General features: G+C 71.0%; 22 protein-coding genes and 1 rRNA gene. 5 read left to right on the top strand and 18 right to left on the bottom strand.

The genetic code is table 11. The features are described 5' to 3' along the window. The first annotated feature begins 27 nt into the window (after window positions 1–27). The 3 genes from DFR69_RS26445 to DFR69_RS26435 are packed head-to-tail and all read left to right on the top strand — an operon-like array spanning window position 28 to window position 2306. The gene (locus DFR69_RS26445) at window positions 28–981 is read left to right on the top strand and encodes an ABC transporter ATP-binding protein (RefSeq protein WP_110040361.1); all 954 of its coding nucleotides are present in this window, start codon (window positions 28–30) and stop codon (window positions 979–981) included. After that, the gene (locus DFR69_RS26440; RefSeq protein WP_110040360.1) at window positions 978–1784 is read left to right on the top strand and encodes an ABC transporter permease; all 807 of its coding nucleotides are present in this window, start codon (window positions 978–980) and stop codon (window positions 1782–1784) included. Before DFR69_RS26445 ends, DFR69_RS26440 begins: the two co-directional genes overlap by 4 nt. Before the next feature lie 45 nt (window positions 1785–1829). Then, a complete protein-coding gene (locus DFR69_RS26435) occupies window positions 1830–2306 on the top strand; it encodes a nitroreductase/quinone reductase family protein (RefSeq protein ID WP_110040359.1) in 477 nt (158 codons plus the stop codon). Here the strand turns inward: DFR69_RS26435 and DFR69_RS26430 are convergent. The 9 genes from DFR69_RS26430 to bioB form a co-directional block, all read right to left on the bottom strand. Further along, window positions 2290–2721, bottom strand: a complete 432-nt coding sequence (locus tag DFR69_RS26430) for a YybH family protein (RefSeq protein ID WP_110040358.1) — start codon at window positions 2719–2721, stop codon at window positions 2290–2292. The two genes, DFR69_RS26435 and DFR69_RS26430, sit on opposite strands and share 17 nt — an antisense overlap. 108 nt (window positions 2722–2829) lie before the next feature. Beyond that, entirely contained in the window at window positions 2830–3777 is a 948-nt protein-coding gene (locus tag DFR69_RS26425) for an RNA polymerase subunit sigma-70 (protein WP_110040357.1), read from the bottom strand. A 40-nt stretch (window positions 3778–3817) separates the two neighbouring features. Next, window positions 3818–3985 carry a hypothetical protein gene (locus tag DFR69_RS34625; RefSeq protein ID WP_167456413.1) on the bottom strand — a complete coding sequence of 56 codons (168 nt, stop codon included), beginning with the start codon at window positions 3983–3985 and terminating at the stop codon, window positions 3818–3820. Between the two features lie 72 nt (window positions 3986–4057). After that, window positions 4058–4465 (bottom strand): DUF7144 family membrane protein, encoded by a 408-nt coding sequence (locus DFR69_RS26420; protein ID WP_110040356.1) that lies wholly within the window; start codon window positions 4463–4465, stop codon window positions 4058–4060. Beyond that, entirely contained in the window at window positions 4462–5586 is a 1125-nt protein-coding gene (locus DFR69_RS26415) for an AI-2E family transporter (protein ID WP_110040355.1), read from the bottom strand. The genes DFR69_RS26420 and DFR69_RS26415 overlap by 4 nt, the downstream gene beginning before the upstream one ends. Before the next feature lie 52 nt (window positions 5587–5638). Continuing rightward, complete coding sequence (locus DFR69_RS26410; RefSeq protein ID WP_110040354.1) at window positions 5639–6172, bottom strand: DUF1353 domain-containing protein; 534 nt, start codon at window positions 6170–6172, stop codon at window positions 5639–5641. A 71-nt stretch (window positions 6173–6243) separates the two neighbouring features. Beyond that, on the bottom strand, window positions 6244–6891 hold the full coding sequence (locus tag DFR69_RS26405) for a DUF2567 domain-containing protein (protein WP_110040353.1): 648 nt from the start codon (window positions 6889–6891) through the stop codon (window positions 6244–6246). Then, window positions 6891–7100 carry a biotin synthase auxiliary protein BsaP gene (bsaP, locus tag DFR69_RS26400; RefSeq protein ID WP_110040352.1) on the bottom strand — a complete coding sequence of 70 codons (210 nt, stop codon included), beginning with the start codon at window positions 7098–7100 and terminating at the stop codon, window positions 6891–6893. Before bsaP ends, DFR69_RS26405 begins: the two co-directional genes overlap by 1 nt. Window positions 7101–7126: 26 nt before the next feature. Then, the gene (gene bioB / locus DFR69_RS26395; RefSeq protein WP_110040351.1) at window positions 7127–8140 is read right to left on the bottom strand and encodes a biotin synthase BioB; all 1014 of its coding nucleotides are present in this window, start codon (window positions 8138–8140) and stop codon (window positions 7127–7129) included. Between the two features lie 150 nt (window positions 8141–8290). Between bioB and DFR69_RS26390 the strand changes: the two genes are divergently transcribed. Beyond that, window positions 8291–8875 carry a TetR/AcrR family transcriptional regulator C-terminal domain-containing protein gene (locus DFR69_RS26390; protein WP_110040350.1) on the top strand — a complete coding sequence of 195 codons (585 nt, stop codon included), beginning with the start codon at window positions 8291–8293 and terminating at the stop codon, window positions 8873–8875. Here DFR69_RS26390 and DFR69_RS26385 read toward each other — a convergent pair whose 3' ends face one another. Together DFR69_RS26385 and DFR69_RS26380 are read right to left on the bottom strand one after the other, a co-directional pair. Next, on the bottom strand, window positions 8876–10021 hold the full coding sequence (locus tag DFR69_RS26385) for an alpha/beta hydrolase family protein (protein WP_110040349.1): 1146 nt from the start codon (window positions 10019–10021) through the stop codon (window positions 8876–8878). A gap of 58 nt (window positions 10022–10079) precedes the next feature. Beyond that, on the bottom strand, window positions 10080–10832 hold the full coding sequence (locus DFR69_RS26380; protein WP_110040348.1) for an AraC family transcriptional regulator: 753 nt from the start codon (window positions 10830–10832) through the stop codon (window positions 10080–10082). Between the two features lie 62 nt (window positions 10833–10894). Between DFR69_RS26380 and DFR69_RS26375 the strand changes: the two genes are divergently transcribed. After that, on the top strand, window positions 10895–11482 hold the full coding sequence (locus tag DFR69_RS26375; protein WP_110040347.1) for a TIGR03086 family metal-binding protein: 588 nt from the start codon (window positions 10895–10897) through the stop codon (window positions 11480–11482). A gap of 146 nt (window positions 11483–11628) precedes the next feature. On the opposite strand, the gene DFR69_RS26370 is transcribed toward DFR69_RS26375, so the two are convergent. The 7 genes from DFR69_RS26370 to rrf form a co-directional block, all read right to left on the bottom strand. Next, window positions 11629–12828 (bottom strand): MFS transporter, encoded by a 1200-nt coding sequence (locus tag DFR69_RS26370; protein WP_110040346.1) that lies wholly within the window; start codon window positions 12826–12828, stop codon window positions 11629–11631. A 478-nt stretch (window positions 12829–13306) separates the two neighbouring features. Then, on the bottom strand, window positions 13307–14656 hold the full coding sequence (locus DFR69_RS26365) for an LLM class flavin-dependent oxidoreductase (RefSeq protein ID WP_110040345.1): 1350 nt from the start codon (window positions 14654–14656) through the stop codon (window positions 13307–13309). Further along, window positions 14653–15414 (bottom strand): ABC transporter ATP-binding protein, encoded by a 762-nt coding sequence (locus DFR69_RS26360; protein WP_110040344.1) that lies wholly within the window; start codon window positions 15412–15414, stop codon window positions 14653–14655. The genes DFR69_RS26365 and DFR69_RS26360 overlap by 4 nt, the downstream gene beginning before the upstream one ends. After that, window positions 15390–16250, bottom strand: coding sequence for an ABC transporter permease (locus DFR69_RS26355; RefSeq protein ID WP_110040343.1), 861 nt, complete (start codon window positions 16248–16250; stop codon window positions 15390–15392). Before DFR69_RS26355 ends, DFR69_RS26360 begins: the two co-directional genes overlap by 25 nt. Beyond that, window positions 16250–17341, bottom strand: coding sequence for an ABC transporter substrate-binding protein (locus tag DFR69_RS26350; protein ID WP_110040342.1), 1092 nt, complete (start codon window positions 17339–17341; stop codon window positions 16250–16252). Before DFR69_RS26350 ends, DFR69_RS26355 begins: the two co-directional genes overlap by 1 nt. A 55-nt stretch (window positions 17342–17396) precedes the next feature. Continuing rightward, entirely contained in the window at window positions 17397–17879 is a 483-nt protein-coding gene (locus DFR69_RS26345) for an SRPBCC domain-containing protein (RefSeq protein WP_110040341.1), read from the bottom strand. Window positions 17880–17973: 94 nt separating this feature from the next. Next, a 5S ribosomal RNA gene (rrf, locus tag DFR69_RS26340) occupies window positions 17974–18069 on the bottom strand; the annotation flags it as partial.

The following is an 18069-nucleotide window of genomic DNA, read 5'->3' as shown; positions in this document are numbered from 1 at the left end:
CATTGTTCCCAATTAAAGGAGGCCGCCGTGCCTGCCATCGAAGTCGCCGCGCTCACCAAGTCCTACGGCCGCAAAACCGTGGTGGCCGGCGTGGACCTGCGGGTCCCCACCGGCCAGGTCCACGCACTGCTGGGGCCCAACGGCTCGGGCAAGACCACCATCGTGCGTATGCTGGCGACGCTGACGCGTCCCACCTCGGGCCGCGCCGCCATCCGCGGCTTCGACACCGTGCGCCAGGCCGACCAGGCGAAGCGGCAACTCGGCCTGGTCGGTCAGTTCCATGCCGTCGATCCACGCCTGTCCGGCCGCCAGAATCTCGTGCTGCTGGCCCGCCTCAACGGTTTACGCGCGCCGGCCGCCCGCCGCCGCGCCGACGAGTTGCTGGAGCGGTTCGACCTGGCCGAGGCGGCCGACCGGGTAACCGCCACCTACTCCGGTGGAATGCGGCGACGACTCGACATCATCGCGGGCATGATCGTGCGTCCCGCCGTCCTGTTCCTCGACGAGCCCACCACCGGCCTCGATCCGCACAGCCGCAACGAGATCTACCGCCACCTCCGGGAATTCGTCGCCGAGGGCACGACCGTGCTGCTCACCACCCAGTACCTCGACGAGGCGCAGCGACTGGCCGACGCGATCACCATCCTGCAGGCGGGCCGGGTGATCGCCGCGGGCACGCCCGAGCAGATCCTCGCCGCGGTCCCGGCCGGGCTCGAGGTGGTCCTCGACGATCCCGCACACTACGCCGCCGCGGTGGCCGTTCTGCGCGAGTTCGGCGGCACACCGACGGAACCGACACCTCCGCAGCGGCATTCGCCGATCGGCGTCTCCTTCACCTTCGCGGGCCCCGACCCGGGGCTGCTCCCGGTGCTGCGCGCCCTCGACGCCGCCGGAATCCTGGTCCGCGACATCGGTTCCCGCGTCACCACCCTCGACGACGCCTTCCTCGCGCTCACCGGCGGCGATCGGCTCTCGGCATGAGCGCCGGCGACACCCGCGCGGTGTCCGTCTCCGCGGGCGCGCTCATCCTCGCCGGCCGGGTGCTGATGAACTATCGCAACTCGCCCGGACTGTTCGCCGTCACGTTGGCGGCGCCGCTGGGCATGATGCTGCTGTTCGGGTTCGTCTTCGGCGGTGCGCTCGCCGACGGGGGCGAGGCCGCCGCCTACCGGGCCTATCTGATGCCCGGCGTCCTGGTCCTGGTCGCGTCCATGGCGCTGACCTCGACGGCGTCGACCACGAATGCCGACCTGCACAGCGGCCTGACCGACCGGTTACGCGCCCTGCCGCTGCCGTCGGCGGCGGCGCCTGCCGGGTTCGCGCTGGCCGAGACCGTGGTCGGCGTCCTGGCGCTGGCACTCATGACCGGCGCCGGATACGGGCTCGGCTGGCGGATCGAGGCGGGACCCGGTGCGGTCGCGCTCGCGGTCGCCCTGCTCGTCGCGTTCCGCTGCGCGCTGTCGTGGCTCGGGATCGCCCTCGGCGCCGCGGTGCGTGACGAGCAGATGCTGCAGCAGACCGCGCCGTTGATCTTCGGCGCCCTGATGTTCTCGAACGTGTTCGTCCCGACCTCCACCATGCCGCCGGTGGTCGCGACCATCGCGGAATGGAACCCGGTCAGCGCCTTGGTGGCGGCTCTGCGCGGGCTCCTCGGCAGCGACCTGTCCGGCGCGGCCGGACACGCGTGGCCGGTCCAGCATCCGGTCGCGGCGACCACGGGGTGGCTGGCCATCCTGTTCGCGGTGGCCGTTCCGATCGCGATCCGCCGCTACGCGAGCGACTGATCTCGCGCCCCGAAACCTGTCGGTGGTCCCTGCCACACTTCGGACATGGACGCAGACAAGCAGGTCACTTCCTACGACGATCCCGACGCACCGTGGAACAGGGAGTACTCCCCCGACGAGATGGCCGGCTGGAACGACGACGTGATCCGGGAGTTCCGGGAGAACGACGGCAAGGTCGGCGGCGACTACGCGGGGGCGACCCTGCTGTTGCTCACCACCACCGGCGCCAAGAGCGGTACGCCGCACGTGGTTCCGCTCGGCGCGCTCTACCGCGACGACGTGCTCTACGTCAGCTCCTTCATGGAGGACCGCTATCCGGCCTGGTACCACAACGCCAAGGCGAATCCCGAGGTGACGATCGAGCTGGGCGGCGAGAAGTTCGCCGCCACAGCCGATGTCCTCACCGGGGACCGCTACGCCGAGTTCGCCGCCTGGGCGATGGCGCAGAACCCGCTGCTGGCCGACTACCAGTCCAAGACCGACAAGCCGCTCCCGCTGGTGACCCTCACCCGCGCGAGCTGAGCGCGGCCGGGTCGGCCACGGTGGCGTCGGGGAACGAGTGGTGCTCGTGCGCGACCACCCACCGCCCGGCTTCCTTGCGCAGGCCGAGGGTGAGCCGCAGGCGCGTATCCGGTTCGGCGGCAAGGTCTTCGGGGCGCCCGCACCGCAGCAGCGCGTGCGCGAACGCGGTGTCGGCGCCCGCCGTCACCGACAGGTCGACGATGTCGAAGGACGATCCGTCGACGAGCCAGGTGAAGAACGGCGGCCACGTCGCCCGGTAGGCGTCGATGCCACGGACGCCGCGCTGCGGTGGCGGCACGTCGAACATGACGATGTCGGCCGCGTGGTCGGCCACGACTCCGTCGAGGTCGCCCGCGCGGACCGCGGCGGCCCACTGGTGGATCAGGGTGCGGATCTGGTGTTCGTCTGCCGACATGTCGGTCTCCCTTCCTGGCGCCGCGCCCGATCGGGGGGCCGGCGGTGGGAACGTCCCACTACCGATATGACCCCGGAGTGGGCGCCGGAGTAATCGCCGGGCGAGGAATCAGTCGCCGACGGTGTCGGGCAGGCCGAACCGGCCGAACAGGGCGGGGTCGAGGAAGGACATCACCTCGGTGATCGCGCCGTCCCGGACGGTCAGCACGTCGAGGGCCATGGCCACGAACAAGCCGCTCTCGGCATCCCAGTTGTAGGTGCCGAACGCGGGTTGACCGTTGGCCCGCGTCGGCAGGAAGCGCCAGCGCCAGCGCAGCGGACCGGTCACCAGGAAGTCCTCGATGGCCGGCCGCCCGGCGTACCACTCGGGCAGCGGCGGCATGGCGTAGCGCGCGTCGGCGGCGAACAGGGCGACGATGCCCGCCACATCGGCGGCCTCCCACGCGGCCGCGTAGCGCTGGGCCAGCCGGACCGTGCCGGGGTCGTCCGGATCGTGCGACGGGCTCGACGTGCCGCGCGCGATGTGCCCGCGGGCGCGTTGCAGGGCGCTGTTGGCCGAGGCGAGGCTCACCTCGAGCAGCTCGGCGGTCTCGTTCGCCGAGAACCCGAGGACATCGCGCAGGATCAGCACACCGCGCTGCACGCCGGGCAATTGCTGCAGCAGCGCCACGAAGGCCAGCTCCACGGCCTCCCGCGCGGTGTATCTCGCTTCCGGCCCGGGCTCCCCGACACCGGCGCCCGGGTAGGGCTCCAGCCACACCCGTTCAGCCGCCGGCGTCTCCGTGTGGTCCATCGGCAGTTCCCGCTTGCCGCGGCGCTCGATCATGGTCAGGCAGCGGTTGGTCGCGATCTTGTACAGCCACGGCCGGAGCTTTCCCGTGTCGGCGAGGGTGTCCAGGGAGCGCCAGGCGCGCAGCAGCGTTTCCTGCACGGCGTCGTCGGCATCGTGGATCGAGCCGAGGAAGCGGTAGCAGTGCACGTGGAGTTCCGCGCGCAGCGGAGCGACGAACCGATCGAACTCGGCTCGCGCGGCTGCCGGGTCCGCGGCGCTGTCCATCACCAGAGCATGGCACAGCCGGCCGTGGCCGGGGCCGGGCTCAGCTGTCGTACCGGCGATCGCGATGCTTCGCCGCGCGCCGATAGGTCCGCCCGCTCGGCACGGCCGTCGCGGCCGAGGAACTGCGCAGCGCGTGCCGGCGTCGCCACGCGACGAGATCGGGCCGCTCGGCGGGTTGTTCGGTGCTCGCTGTCTCTCGGGCGCGCATGGTCAGGTCCTCCCCCAGCGGAATTCGGTGAGCCGAGGGTAGGCGAGCGGCAGCCGCGCCCGCCACCGAATTTCAGGACGGTTCCGGCTCCCAGTGCGCGACCGCCCAGATGATCGCGACGTCGAGGCCGAGCAGGATCGCCGACCACCACGGGCAGTACGGCAGCGACAGGAAGTTCACGACGATCGACAGCGCGGCGAGCCCGATGGTGATCAGCCGCGCCCAGGTGGCGCTCAGGATCAGCCCGAGAGCCACCGCGACACCACCGATGCCGACGGCGAGGTGGATCCAGCCCCAGGCGGTGGCATCCAGACGAAACGTGTACCCCGTTGGGGTGCCGAAGATCTCGTCGCCGGCCAGGCCCGCGATCCCGCGCAGGATCGCGAGCACACCGTCGACCAGCAGCAGCGCGACCGCGAGCAGCGCGATGCTCGCGGTCAGCCCGCGCCGCCACGGCGGATCGAGCGCGGGAGCCGTCACGCCGGATCCGGTGCGGGCGCGTCGGGCTCCGCGCGCTCGTCGTCCTCTTCGGCCTCGGTGAGCGGGGCGCCGATCAGGACGTCGACCCAGCGCGTGGACGGGTCGATATCGATGAGCAGGGCCTTCACCAGCAGGGTCAGCGGCACGGCCAGGATGGCGCCGAGGCCGCCGAGCACCCAGGACCAGAACACCAGGGACAGGAACGTCAGGGTGACGCTCAAACCGACCGCGTCGCCGACGAACTTGGGCTGGATGATCGACTGGATCACGAAGTTGATCACCGAGTACACGACGATCACCCAGATCATCTTCGACACCCCGCCATCGAGCAGCGCGAGCAGCGCCGGCGGGATGACGCCGATGACGAAGCCGATGTTCGGGATGTAGTTGGTGATGAACGACAGCAACGCCCACAGCAACGGCAGCGGCACGCCGAGCAGCCACAGCGCGCCGCCGTCGAGCACCGCGACGATGGCGCCGAACACGGTCGAGACCACCAGGTATTTGCGGGTGCCGAGGGCGAATTCGGTGAGAGCGTGCGCGATCGCGGGCCGTTCCCGGGTGACCACGCTCATGCGCTGGCGGATGCTCATCCCGTCGACCGCCATGAACAGCAGCAGCGCCACCACGAAGAACAGATTCGAGAACACACCGAGCACGCCGCCGAGCAGCTCGTCGAGATAGCCGACCAGCTTGTGGACGTCGATGCCCTCCAACGCCTTGTGGATCTGGTCCTCGCTGACGCCCAGCGTGGCCAGCCACTCCCGCGCGTGCGCGAGCAGGTCGTCGAGATTGTCGCTGTAGGCGGGCAGCTGGGAGGCGAGCTGGAACGCCGAAAGCGCCAGTGCCCCACCGAGTCCGACCAGGATCAGCATCACGGCGATGAACGCGAGCAGCATGCCGAGCCAGGCGGGCCAGCCGCGCCGTTGCGCCCAGGTCTGCACCGGCTGCACCGCGACGGTGAGCATCAGCGCGAGGAACAGCGGCGCGATCACCCCGGCGAAGGTCTTCATCCCGCCCACGGCGACCACCGCGGCGGCGACCGAGAGCAGCACGATCAGCCCGCGCGGAATCGACCAGGCGGCGGGAGCGGGCGTGGTGGTCTGACCTGGCATGCGCATATCGCGACGCTAGGCACGCCCGCACCCGCGCGCATCGCCCGTTGCGGGTGAACTACGCGGTCTTCATCTGCGGTGTCGGCGGCGGCTCCGCGCTGCGGTGGCCGAGCCGCCCGATCGCCCAGAAAACCAGTTCGACCACCCAGAACAGCCACAGCGCCACCGTCACCACCGCGACGGGAAGCGCGAGGAACACGATCGACGGCACCGCGATCAGCAGCCAGCGCGCCACGTCGCCCGGTGTCGCGCCGCGCAGCCCGCTGCCCAGCCGCACCGCGGCCCACATCATCCAGCGGCGCGGCACGGAGACGTCGAATTCGCGCAGACAGCGCCGGAAGAGCCCGTCGGCGTCGGCCCGGCCGACCGTGTCGGTGCGGCACAGGTAGTCGTGCAGGATCGCGGCTCTGGTGTAGGCGCCGTAGCGCGGGATCAACCAGACCAGCGCGCGGGGTACCGAGGCGAAGTCGGTGCGGAATCCGGCCGGGACCGTGAAGGTTTCGACCGCACCGCGGTAGGTGAGCGGCTCGGTGAGTCGCCAGAATTTCGCGTCCAGTTCCTCGACGACCGGACCACCGCCGATGAATGCCATGACCGCTCCTCCCGAGCCGCCCACCTGCCGATATCGGCGATGGTAGCGACCGGAGGCGGCGAAAACGGCACTCAGGCGCGCGGTTGCGGACTCGAATCGAAATCGCCGCTGGGCCGATACTGCTCGGCCACCTCGACCACCGGATAGTCATCGGGATCGGCCGGACGCAGGTCACCGAGCAAACCCGCTGTGCCCGAACCGAGATCGGTGCGCGGGTGCAGCGCGGCCAGGAACAGCAGCACGAGTGCGGCGAGGAACGGCTGCACCAGCAACGCCAGCGCGGTGCCGACCTCGGCGGGCAGCGCGACGATCTGGCCGACCGCGGGGTCGTCCGGTCGCGGATGGCGGTATTCGGCGACGCCCTCACCGACCAGCCGCATCAGCGCGGCACCGAGACCGGAGGCGAGCAGCAATCCGACGACCAGCGCGGGCCCGCGCACGCCGCGTACCCGCCACGCGGCGACCACGGTCAGCACCGCGACCACCGCGCCGACGCACAGGAACATCCCGACCGCGTCGAACAGGTGCAGACTCTCCCCGGTGAGGACGGCGGCGCGGCCGGGCTGGGTCACCCGCAGCCGTTCGGTCGGGGCGAGCACACCCCACACCACCCCGGCCAGCGCGCTCACCGCGAGCACGGCCGCGGCCACCACGCCGACCCCGATCACCTCGCGGCGCAACACCTCCGGACGCGGCGCCGCACCGGTCGCGGCGACCACTAGCGCCGTTCCAGCTGTGCCGATTCGATGATCCCGTGCCGCGAGCACTTGGCCCACCAACCGTCCGGGCTCACCTGCACGATCATGCGCCTGCCGCACTGCTCGCAGAACCGCGGCGGTTCGAGCCCGAGCGCGGCGGCCTGCGGCACGGCGTCGTCGAGTCCCGGCACGATCCGCTTGCCGGTGAACGGGTTGTAGCGCTCGTCCATGTCAGTCACCCTACTGTGCCGCCGGGTCAGAGGGTTTCGTTGAGCGCCTTGATCGGCATCTTCAGCTCACCGAGCAGATCGAGGTCCGACTCGGCCGGGCGACCCAGCGTGGTGAGGTAGTTGCCGACGATGACGGCGTTGATGCCGCCGAGCATGCCCTGCTTGGCACCCAGGTCGCCGAGGGTGATCTCGCGGCCGCCGGCGAAGCGCAGGATGGTGCGCGGCAGGGCGAGCCGGAACGCGGCGATCGCGCGCAGCGCGTCGGCGGCGGGCAGCACCTCGAGGTCGCCGAAGGGAGTGCCCGGACGCGGGTTGAGGAAGTTCAGCGGCACCTCGTCGGGCTCGAGCGAGGCCAGCTGCGCGGCGAACTCGGCGCGCTGCTCGATGGTCTCGCCCATACCGAGGATGCCGCCGCAGCACACCTCCATGCCCGCCTCGCGGACCATGCGCAGGGTGTCCCAGCGCTCCTCGTAGGTGTGCGTGGTGACGACCTTCGGGAAGTGCGACTTGGCGGTCTCGAGGTTGTGGTTGTAGCGGTGCACGCCCATGGCGGCGAGCTGGTCGACCTGCTCCTGGTTGAGCATGCCCAGCGAGCACGCGACCTGGATGTCGACCTCGTTGCGGATGGCCTCGACACCGGCGGCGACCTGCGCCATCAGCCGCTCGTCCGGCCCGCGCACCGCCGCCACGATGCAGAACTCGGTGGCGCCGGTCTTGGCGGTCTGCTTGGCCGCCTCGACCAGGCTGGGGATGTCGAGCCAGGCCGCGCGCACCGGCGACTGGAACAGGCCCGACTGGGAGCAGAAGTGGCAGTCCTCGGGGCAGCCGCCGGTCTTGAGGCTGATGATGCCCTCGACCTCGACCTCGGGACCGCACCACTTCATCCGCACCTCGTGGGCGAGCTCGAGCAGCGCTTCCAGGCGGTCGTCACCCAGGCGCAGCACCTCGACGGTCTGCTCCTCGGTGAGACCTTCGCCGCGCTCGAGCACCTGCTCACGGGCGATGGCCAGGATGTCGGTCTGGACGGGTGCCTGCGTCACGTCGTGAAGTCCCTTCGACGGGTGCGTCGCACGTGACACGGGTGTGATCCACCCGGCGTGGCCGTGCAACTTGAACGGTGTTCAGGCTAGGGTAACTGCTACACAATGGTCACGACACCCGGGTGGGTGAATTCCGAGGAAAGGACTCGTGTGCAGCTGCGCAAGACGGACGTGATCGACGCCGCCGTCGCGATTCTGGATCAGTACGGCCTGGCCGACCTCACGATGCGCAGGCTGGCCGGGTCGCTGCAGGTGCAGCCCGGCGCGCTGTACTGGCACGTCAAGGACAAGCAGACGCTGCTCGGCGCGGTCGCCGACCGCATCCTGGCCCCGATGGACGAACCCATCTCCGCCACCGAGTGGCCCGAACAGCTCACCGAACTCGCCCACCGGCTGCGGAACTGCCTGCTGGCCTACCGCGACGGCGCGGAGCTGGTCTCGGCCACCTACGCCTCCCGGCTGACCACGAGCAAGGCGCGGGAACGCCTGGCGGGCATCGTGATCCGCGCGGGGATGACCAGGGAGGAAGCCGAGCTCACCGCCTACACGCTGCTCTACTACGTCCTCGGCCAGACCGTCGACGAGCAGTCGCGCATGCAGATGGACTCGGTCGGCGCGCTGCCCGACGGCGCGTCGCCCCTGCACGACACACCGGACCCGACCGCCCGTTTCGACTTCGGGCTGCAGCTGTTCCTCGCCGGCGTGCGCACCATCCTGGGCACCAGAGTGCGCTGATCACGGCGGCAGGTTCCGGATCTGCTCCTGGTAGCGGCGCACGAACGGCAGCACCTGGGAGTCGATGATCGCGTTGTACTCCTGGGGCCGCTGGATCGGATTCGCGTGCTCGGTCCGGCGCGGCATGACGACCAGCAGGGTGCCGTCGACGCCCCCGGCGTGCTCGATCAGCACCTCGTGCGAGTACTCCACGTCGACGATCCGGTCGCGCCAGGCCTCGCGCGGGCGCAGGAACACGATGGCCGGGCGCTGCTTGCCCGGTTGCGGGCGGGCCAGCGCGCGCAGATCCGCGGCGCTGCCACCCGCGACGATCGCGAGGAACTGGGCCTCGATCAGCCCGTTGCTCGCGGCGTTCTTCGAGAAGATCTTGTCGCGCAACACTTCCGCGGCCACGTCGCGCAACGCGGGAACATCGAGGTCGGGCAGGAGCGCGCCCGGATGCGCGAATCGTTCCCGCCGCGCGGCCATCTCGACCGCGAAGCGCAACAGCCTGCTCTCTCTCGCGCCCGGCAACCAGCCCGTCAACCGCACCAGATCCGCGCCGCGGCTGCGGCTTTCGGGCCGCACGGCGTCCAGATCCATCGGCGTGCAGTCCAGCATCACCGCGACCAGCCGGCGATCGCTGCCGAGGTGGATGTGCCGGGCCACCTCGAGCGCGACCACCCCGCCCATACTGTGTCCGACCAGCATGATGTTTCGGACGTTGCCGTACCTGGCGGCGCGCACGATCATGTCGGCGATCACCTTGGTGTCGATACCGGCGTTGTCGTAGCGCACCGCCCAGACCACGCCGAACCGGCTCAGCGCGGGCAGCGCCTTCGCGGTCGGCGTGGCGTCGAGCCCGCCGAGCCCGACGAGGTCGACCACGGCGGTGTCCCAGTCGCGCGCGTCGGCGGGCAGGTGGGCCGGGAGCAGGGCGGGATCGGTGCGGGCCAGACGTTCGCGTTCGGGGGCCACGTCGTGCACCCAGTACTGCACGAACACGAGCAGCGCGACCAGCAGCACACCGAGTGATCGCAAGGCCACCAGCCTGGTTCGGCGCCATCGCCGCCACCCGTGGCCGAGGCGGGTTTCCCGCAGCCGGGCCCGCCGCCGCGCCTCGTCGTAGTCCGCGACGGTGGACGGATGCCTGTCGATGAACGACATTCCTCCACTGTAGGAGCGGGGGTCGGCCGGGGGCTCGTGTCGATCCGGTGAAGGACGCTCACCCGGTTTCGTACCGGCGCGCGTAGCTCGTCGGCGGCTCGCCGAAAATCGTCCGGAAGTCCCGGCTCAGATGGGCCTGGTCGGCGTAGCCGAGGTCGGCGGCGATGGCGGACCAGTCGACACCGCCACCCGCGTCGAGCCGGACGGTGATCTCGTGCAGACGGTAGCGGCGCACCACCCATTTCGGACCGATGCCGACGTGCTCGGCGAACAACCGCTGGAGCCCGCGCACGCTCAGCCCGAATCGCGCGGCGATGGCGTCCACCCTGGTGACTCCCGTGTCGGCGGCGATGGTGTCGACCACGTCGGCGGCGAGTTCGGCGTGCGGATCGGGCCCGGGCAGGCGCGCCGAGAGGAACCGCTCGATCGTGGCGACGTCCGCCGTGGCGGGCAGCTCGGTCCCGAATACCGTTGTGGCGTGGACGGTCCGGTCGCGCAGCCGGGACACCGGCGCGCCGAGGAAGGGCCGGAACATGCCGGGCCGGAACGCGACGCCGAACACCGAACCGGTCCCCGACAGCTCGCGGTACACGTGTGAGGAGGACGGACCGTGCAGCTCGGCCCGTCCGTCGCGAAAACTCAGGTGCACGTTCGGCAACGGCACCACCAGCTGCCGATACGGCCGGTCGTAGTCCCAGCTCGCCGACCAGTACCGAGCGACGTAGCGCGTCAGCGCTCCCGAGGGCGCGGCGAAATCATGGCGCTGCGCCGCGCGCCAGGCACCACCGAGCTCCCGCGGATCGCGCTCCACGCGGCGAGTGTATGTCGCGTTTGTTCAAGACAGCCCGTGCGGCGGGATGGTTGTCTCGAACCATGTCCGAAACCGAACGGGTGGCGACCGCCGCCGAGCCGCTGTCGAAGATCCTGCGCACCATCACGCCAGAACACCTCACCGCTCCGACACCGTGCGCCGAGTTCGACGTGCGCGCCCTGCTCAACCACCTGCTGTTCTGGGGACCGTCGCTGACCGGCGCGGCACGCAAGCAGGCGGTCGCCCCGCCCGCGGCCACCGAAACCGACGTCGATCTCACCGCGGGCGACTGGGGCGCCGCCCTCGACACCCACCTCGACGACCTCGCCGCCGCCTGGCGCGAGCCCGCGGCCTGGCAGGGCGCCACGCACATGGGCGGCCCGACGGAACTGCCCGCCGCACTGGTCGGCGGCATGGTCGTCGGCGAGCTGATCGTGCACGGCTGGGACCTCGCCCGTGCCGTCGACGCCACCGCCGCCTGGGACGAGGATCTGCTCCGCTACGCCCACGCCGAGACCGCAGCGTCCGCCGACCAGGGCCGCGCCATGGGCATCTACGGCCCCGAGGTCCCGGTCGACCCCGGTGCTCCCCTGCTCGACCGCCTCCTCGGCCTCACCGGTCGTGACCCCGCTTGGACGTCGGCGGGGTAATCGCCGCTTCCTCGACCGCGCCGAGGCGACCCGACCTGGACGTCGGCGGGACAGCGTGGCTGCTACCTCCCCGCCCAGGCAGCGATGATCCCAGGCCGAGCGCTCGTGCGGACCGCATGACCGCGACGCCCGGTCGGGGCGGCGGGCTACTCGTCGCTCACCAGCCGTGGCCGGATCCGCCCGGGAAACCACCGGTACATGGCCACGGCGCCGAGGCCCACGCCGACCGCGAGGAGCGCGCCCGCGGCGGCCAGACCTGCGAAAGCGCCGACCACCCCCACCGCGACCGGTCCGGCGAACATCCCCACGTCGTGGGTCAGCCGCCAGGCGCCGAGGAATTCGGCCCGGCGATCGGCCGGCGCCGCGAAAGCCCCGACGGTCATGATCAGGCCGTTGCTGAGCCCGTTGGCCAGGCCGAGCAACAGGGTCGAGATGCCCATGGTGAGCGCGGAGTGGGTGAACGGCAGGGACGCGTAGCCCGCGGCGAAGCAGAGACCGCAGGCGACTCCGGTGACCCTGCTGCCCGCCCGGTCCAGCCAGACCCCGGCCGGATACGACATGAGCACGTCGATCGCCCCGGCCAGCCCGAACAGCAGACTCGTGGTGGCCGCGTCGATGCCGAGATGCGCGGCCCACAGCGGCAGCAACGCGCTGCGGGAGGCCCGCGCGGCACCGACGGCGACCGCCGCGAGCCCGAGAGTGCCGAGCGCCGTGCGGTTTTCGGAGAGCACCGTGTGCAGTGGCCGCAACGCGGACGGGTCACCGATCTCGGCCGAGCGGATCGTCACCATCGCCGCGCTCGCCAGCAGCGTGGTGGCCAGCTGCAACCACAGCGCCCCGACCGGACCGAACCCGTGCACCAGCGCGGCCCCGAGGAAGGGCCCGCAGAAGAACCCGAGCCGATGCGCGCCCGCCAGCGTCGACATGGCCCGGCCCCGCTGCTCCGGGGCGACCACCGACACCAGATACGTCTGCCGCGCCAGCCCCCACACCGCGCCCGCGGCGCCGTTGAGCAGCAAACCCACCGCCAGCACAGCGAGATTCGGCGCCACGATGGCGGCGACCACGCCCACCGTCCCGAGCACGCTGCCCACTCCGATGGCGGCCCGCTCCCCGATCCGCGCCACGATCCGCCCCGCGGGCAGATCGGTGAGCACCATCCCGAGCCCGCCCAGCGCGACCAGCAACCCCGCGGTACCCGCCGAGGCCCCGAGATCGAGCGCGCGCAGGGCGTACATCGGCGCCGCCGCGCCGACCCCGACCCCGTAGAGCGCCATCGGCGCGAACACCGGCCAGGTCAGCGAGCGCAACCGGATCGGCGCCGGATCGACCGTCTCCGCGATCATCGCGCCCCACCACGACGGTACCGCCGCGCGTCCGCACCCGCGCTCCCGCACAGCACACCGGCGACAGGTGCCGCACCAGCGCTCGTTTCACCCCGCCATCGCGCACCGCGACCTCCGCGCCGACCAGCACGACGGTTCCGCGACAGCCTTTGCGCCACGACACCTGGACGCGCACAACGAGGCCATCGCCCGGAACCAGCCCGCGCCGACGACCGTGCGGATGCCTCCCGCGGTCGCCTGCCTGCCCGGTCAGCACCAGCAACCCGCCACACGGGGGCGCCCTCCCTCACCCTCGAATCGCCCCGCCCCGCCTTCTCGCTCACCGCGACCCGAGCACACGGCGCGGCAGGACCCACGACCGCCGGGCGAGCACGCTCAGCACCGCGTCGCCGGACACGGACGCCGACCGCCGAAGCCTGTGCGCTGTCGGTGTCGAGCCGCCTCCGTGCGGGACAACAGTTCTCGTCGATCGGCGCACTCATCCGACGGTAGCGGGTTCCGGCGCGAAGCGGCCGCGCGGGCGGGCCAGGCCGAAGTGGTCGCGCAGGGTGGTGCCCGTGTACTCGGTGCGGAACAGCCCACGCTCCTGCAGAATCGGCACCACCGTCTCGGCGAACACTTCCAGTCCACCGGGGTAGTACGGCGGCATCACGTTGAAACCGTCCGCGGCGCCCTGGGTGAACCACTCCTCGATCGTGTCCGCGACCTGTTCGGGCGTTCCGGCGAACACCCGGTGCCCGCGCGCCCCGGCCAGCCGGTGCAGCAGGCCGCGCAGCGTCGGGCGTTCGCGTTCCACGATGCCCGCCACCACCTGCAGCCTGCTCCGCGCGTTGTCGGTGACATCGCCCGCGCCGGCGAAGACCTCCACCGGCACCGGCTCGTCCAGCGCGAGCGCGCGCAACGACGTGCCGGTGATCGATTCCAGCTGCTTGATCCCGTACTCGGGCACGGTCAGTTCGTTGAACTCGCGCTCCAGGCGTTTCGCCGCGGCCTCGGTGTCGGCGATGAACGGGCTGATCCCGGGCAGGATCTTCACCGCACCGCCGTCGCGCCCGTACTCGGCGGCCTTGGCCTTGATGTCGGCGTAGAAGGTCTGCGCGTCCGAAAGGCGTTGGTGGGCGGTGAAGATCGCCTCGGCGTACTTGCCCGCGAAGGCCCGGCCCTCATTGGAGGCGCCCGCTTGCACCAGCACCGGATGCCCTTGCGGCGTGCGGGCGGCGTTGAACGGCCCACGGACCCGCAGATGTTCGCCGACGAAGTCGATCGGATGGATCTTGTCCGGATCGGCGTAGATGCCCGCCGCACGGTCGAGCAGGATGGCGTCGTCCTCCCAGCTGTCCCACAGCGCGACCACCGCGTCGACGAACTCCCGCGCGCGGGCGTAGCGCGCGGCGTGGTCGGGGTGCCGGTCGAGCCCGAAGTTGGCCGCCGCCAGGTCCGTTCCGGTGGTGACGATGTTCCAGCCCGCGCGTCCACCGGAGAGGTGGTCGAGCGAGGAGAACAACCGGGCCAGGTTGTAGGGCTCGTAGTAGGTGGTGGACGCGGTCGCGATGAGGCCCAGATGTGTTGTCGCCGTGGCGATCGCGGTGAGCAGCGTGATCGGTTCCAAGCCGGGCGCCGCGTTGTGGCGCACATCGGTGCGCAGTGCGGGGCCGTCGGCGAAGAACACCGCGTCGAGCTTCGCGGCCTCGGCGGTGCGCCCGATCTCCTGGTAGTAGGAGACGTCGTAGATGCGGTCGGGCCTGCTGTCGGGGTGCCGCCACGCGGCCTCGTGGTGCCCGGACGGGTAGATGAACGCGTTCAGGCTCAGCTGACGTGGTGCACTCATGACGCCTTCTTCACTTCCTCGAATACGGTGGGATCCACGCCGAGCCCGGCCAGCAGCACGTCGCGCAGCCGGGTGAATTCCGCGTGCGCGTGCCTGCGCGGGCGCGCGATGTCGATCCGCTGGTCGATCGCGATCCGGCCCTCGTCCAGGACCAGCACGCGGTCGGCGAGCAGCACGGCCTCGTCCACGTCGTGGGTCACCAGCAGGACGGCGGGCCGGTGCCGTGCGCACAGGGCCTGCAACAGCGCGTGCATCCGGATCCGGGTGAGCGCGTCGAGCGCGCCGAACGGCTCGTCGGCCAGCAGCAGTTCCGGCTCGCGCACCAGTGACCTGGCCAGCGCCACGCGTTGTTGCTCGCCGCCGGAAAGCTCACGCGGCCAGGCCTTCTCGCGTCCGGCCAAGCCGACCTCGGCCAAGGCCGCCCGCCCGCGCGCGGCCGCGTCGCGACCCGTCAGCCCGAGGACGACGTTGTCGAGCACCCGTGCCCACGGCAGCAGCCGGGAGTCCTGGAACACCACCGACCGCTGCGCGGGCACGGTGAGTTCGCCCGAACCGGGCACGTCGGCGTCGAGCTCGGCCAGTGCCCGCAGCAACGTGCTCTTGCCCGAACCACTGCGCCCGAGCAGGGCCACGAACTCGCCGCGCCGGATCTCGATGTCGAGCCCGTTCAGAACGATCCGGTCGCCGAACCCGCGGGTGAGGGCGTGCGTACGCACCACCACCCGGTCCTTGTTCAGTCGCTCAGTGTCTGTCGCCATGCCAGCGCCTTTCGTTCCGCCGCCCGCACGGCGAGGTCGCCGAAGAGCCCGAGAAGTCCGTAGATCACCAGACCGACGACGATCACGTCGATCTGTCCGTAGGTGCGCGCCTGCGTCATGAGATAGCCGATGCCGCTGGTCGCGTTGACCTGCTCCACCACTACGAGCGCCAGCCACGAGATGGTCACCGCCAACCGCAGGCCGAGGAAGAACCCCGGCAGCGAGCCGGGCAGCGCGATCCGCCGCACGAACCCCCACCGCGACAGCCCGACCGTCTCGGCGAGCTCCACATAGCGGGCGTCCACACTGCGCAGGGAGGCGTGGGTGTTGAGATAGACCGGGACGAGCACGCTGGTCGTGATGACGATCAGCTTCATCTCCTCACCGATCCCGAACCACACGATGAACAGCGGGATCAGTGCCAGCGTCGGTATCGCCCGCTTGATCTGCACCGGCCCGTCGACCACGGCCTCCCCGATCCGGCTCAACCCGGCGACCAGCGCCAGCACCACGCCGATCAGCACACCGAGGGCGAGCCCGAGCACGGCCCGCTGCAGCGAGGTCAGCAGATTCGACTGCAGGCGGCCGTCGGCGATCAGCTCGCCCGCGGTCGCGGCGACCGTCCAGGGAGCGGGCAAGGTCTCCGGATCCAGTGCTCCGGTGGCTGATCCGAGGATCCACGCCCCGACCAGCAGGCCGGGGCCGACGGCGAACCCGAACGGAATCGGTCGGCCCGGCCCGAGCCTGCGGGCGCCACGTCCGCGGGGCGCGAGCGCCGCCACCGGCGGCGTTTGCGGCCGGAGCCGCCGCAGGACGGTGGCGTCGAGGGTGACCATCAGCTCGCCGCCGGCGCGAACGCCGCCCCGCTGGCCGCGACCGCTTCGGTGACCGCGGCGTCGAAACGCAGATCGAAACCGTCGACGGCCTCGATCTTCTTCGGCAGCTCGCCTGCCGCGTCGATCGCGTCGATGGTGGCCTGCTGGCGGGCGATCAACTGCTGGTCCAGGTGCGGAAAGGTGTAGGTGCCCAGCGACTCGACGATGCGTTTCGCGTCGTCGGCGCTGACCTTCTGGATCTCGACGTAGTAGCGCGTCGCCCACTCCTCGCGGTGGGTGTTGGTCCACTGCCAGGCCCGCACGAACGCCCCGACCAGGGCCCGGGTCGCGGCGGCCTTGGCCGGGTCCTGCACTACGGCGCGGCGGGCATAGAGGTAGGCGAGCCCGGTGTAGATGCCGCTGGTCTCCGAATCCGGGATCAGCGAGGCGCCCGCGGTGCGCAGCAGCCGGGTCACGTTCGGTTCGATCAGCGGCGCGACGTCGACCTGACCGGTACGCACCGCGTCGAGGAACTCCGCGAGCTGCAACCGGACCAGCTGCACGTCACCCGGTGTCAGCCCGGCCTTGGTGAGCGCCTTGAGGACGGCGGCCTGCTGCGCGGTCCCCTCCGCGTAGGCGATCTTCTTCCCGCGCAGATCCGCCAGCTTGCTGATCGAACGGCCGGGCGCGACAGCGAGTTTCAGCGCCTTGGGATCGGTCTGGTACGAGCCGACGATCGGTACGTCCTGTCCCGCGGCGAGGGCGTGGATCGGCGGTACATCGCCGACCTGCCCCACATCGGCGGCACCGGCCCGGAATGCCTCGAGCACGGCAGGCCCGCCGATGAAGTTGGCGAACTCGATCTTGAACGGCAGCTTGTCCAGCTCACCGGACAGGCGCAGGGCCGACTGCAGCCGCTCCTGCTGGTCGGCCACGATCAGGGTGGTGCCGGGCGGGACGTCGACCGGCAGCGGCGCGTCGGGCGTGCCGACCGGTGCGTCGCCACCGTTCGCGCAGCCGCTGAGTCCGACGGTCGCGAAGGTCGCCAGCGCCAGGAGCACGGCGGTGGCACGGCCACGGAGGCCGAGCGGGAAGGTGTTCGGTCGGTGCATACACGGATTGAAGCAAGCCGCCGCTCACCCGAACACGGTTAGCGTTACGGTGAACTTATTGTGGCCCGGCGACCGAGCCGTGTTCAGCGAGCGCGACGAGCTTCGCCAGCGCCGTCTGCCAGCCGATCTCGTTGTCCGGCAGGCTCAGTCCCGGCGGGACGCCTTCGTGCAGCACCTCCAGATCGGTGCCGCCGCCGGCCGCGTCGCCGAGGGTGAAGGTGACGGTCTGCGCGCCCGACATCTCCGGCCTGTCGGTGACGAATTCGAGCACCTCGACGACCTGCTCGTCGGGAGTCAGGGTGAGGAAACGGCCGTAGTAGGCGTCGTGCTGCGCGTCCTTGTCCGCGTCGGCGGCGTCGTCGTAGATGAGCGTGATCGAGAACGTCCCGCCCTCCTGCGGCTCGAACCGGTGGACCTCGCTGGCCTTCGCCATGTCGTCGGGAATCATCCACGCCTTGACCGCGTCGGCGTCGAGGAGCAGCCGGTAGACCGCTGCCCGCGGGGCGTTGATGTGCCTGCCTATCCTCGTGGTCGACATACTTCCACGGTAGCCCTCGCCGGGGTCGTCGGCTCGGAGGACGCGAACGCAAAAAGGCCCTCCAACCGAAGTTGGAGGGCCTTTCGCAAAATATGTCCGGCGGTGTCCTACTCTCCCACACCCTGTCGAGTGCAGTACCATCGGCGCAGGTGGCCTTAGCTTCCGGGTTCGGAATGGGACCGGGCGTTTC

Source organism: Nocardia neocaledoniensis, from assembly GCF_003182135.1.
GTDB classification, from domain to species: domain Bacteria; phylum Actinomycetota; class Actinomycetes; order Mycobacteriales; family Mycobacteriaceae; genus Nocardia; species Nocardia neocaledoniensis.
The sequence above is the reverse complement of the archived record's forward strand: the minus strand, read 5'-3'. Positions and strand labels throughout refer to the sequence as shown.

Excerpts from the sequence above, each read along its gene's own strand:
- DFR69_RS26440 (WP_110040360.1), top strand. The coding sequence starts at position 978 with ATGAGCGCCGGCGACACCCGCGCGGTGTCCGTCTCCGCGGGCGCGCTC.
- DFR69_RS26435 (WP_110040359.1), top strand. The coding sequence starts at position 1,830 with ATGGACGCAGACAAGCAGGTCACTTCCTACGACGATCCCGACGCACCG.
- DFR69_RS26430 (WP_110040358.1), bottom strand. The coding sequence starts at position 2,721 with ATGTCGGCAGACGAACACCAGATCCGCACCCTGATCCACCAGTGGGCC.
- DFR69_RS26425 (WP_110040357.1), bottom strand. The coding sequence starts at position 3,777 with ATGGACAGCGCCGCGGACCCGGCAGCCGCGCGAGCCGAGTTCGATCGG.
- DFR69_RS34625 (WP_167456413.1), bottom strand. The coding sequence starts at position 3,985 with ATGCGCGCCCGAGAGACAGCGAGCACCGAACAACCCGCCGAGCGGCCC.
- DFR69_RS26415 (WP_110040355.1), bottom strand. The coding sequence starts at position 5,586 with ATGCGCATGCCAGGTCAGACCACCACGCCCGCTCCCGCCGCCTGGTCG.
- DFR69_RS26410 (WP_110040354.1), bottom strand. The coding sequence starts at position 6,172 with ATGGCATTCATCGGCGGTGGTCCGGTCGTCGAGGAACTGGACGCGAAA.
- bsaP (WP_110040352.1), bottom strand. The coding sequence starts at position 7,100 with ATGGACGAGCGCTACAACCCGTTCACCGGCAAGCGGATCGTGCCGGGA.
- DFR69_RS26385 (WP_110040349.1), bottom strand. The coding sequence starts at position 10,021 with ATGTCGTTCATCGACAGGCATCCGTCCACCGTCGCGGACTACGACGAG.
- DFR69_RS26375 (WP_110040347.1), top strand. The coding sequence starts at position 10,895 with ATGTCCGAAACCGAACGGGTGGCGACCGCCGCCGAGCCGCTGTCGAAG.
- DFR69_RS26370 (WP_110040346.1), bottom strand. The coding sequence starts at position 12,828 with ATGATCGCGGAGACGGTCGATCCGGCGCCGATCCGGTTGCGCTCGCTG.
- DFR69_RS26365 (WP_110040345.1), bottom strand. The coding sequence starts at position 14,656 with ATGAGTGCACCACGTCAGCTGAGCCTGAACGCGTTCATCTACCCGTCC.
- DFR69_RS26360 (WP_110040344.1), bottom strand. The coding sequence starts at position 15,414 with ATGGCGACAGACACTGAGCGACTGAACAAGGACCGGGTGGTGGTGCGT.
- DFR69_RS26355 (WP_110040343.1), bottom strand. The coding sequence starts at position 16,250 with ATGGTCACCCTCGACGCCACCGTCCTGCGGCGGCTCCGGCCGCAAACG.
- DFR69_RS26350 (WP_110040342.1), bottom strand. The coding sequence starts at position 17,341 with ATGCACCGACCGAACACCTTCCCGCTCGGCCTCCGTGGCCGTGCCACC.
- DFR69_RS26345 (WP_110040341.1), bottom strand. The coding sequence starts at position 17,879 with ATGTCGACCACGAGGATAGGCAGGCACATCAACGCCCCGCGGGCAGCG.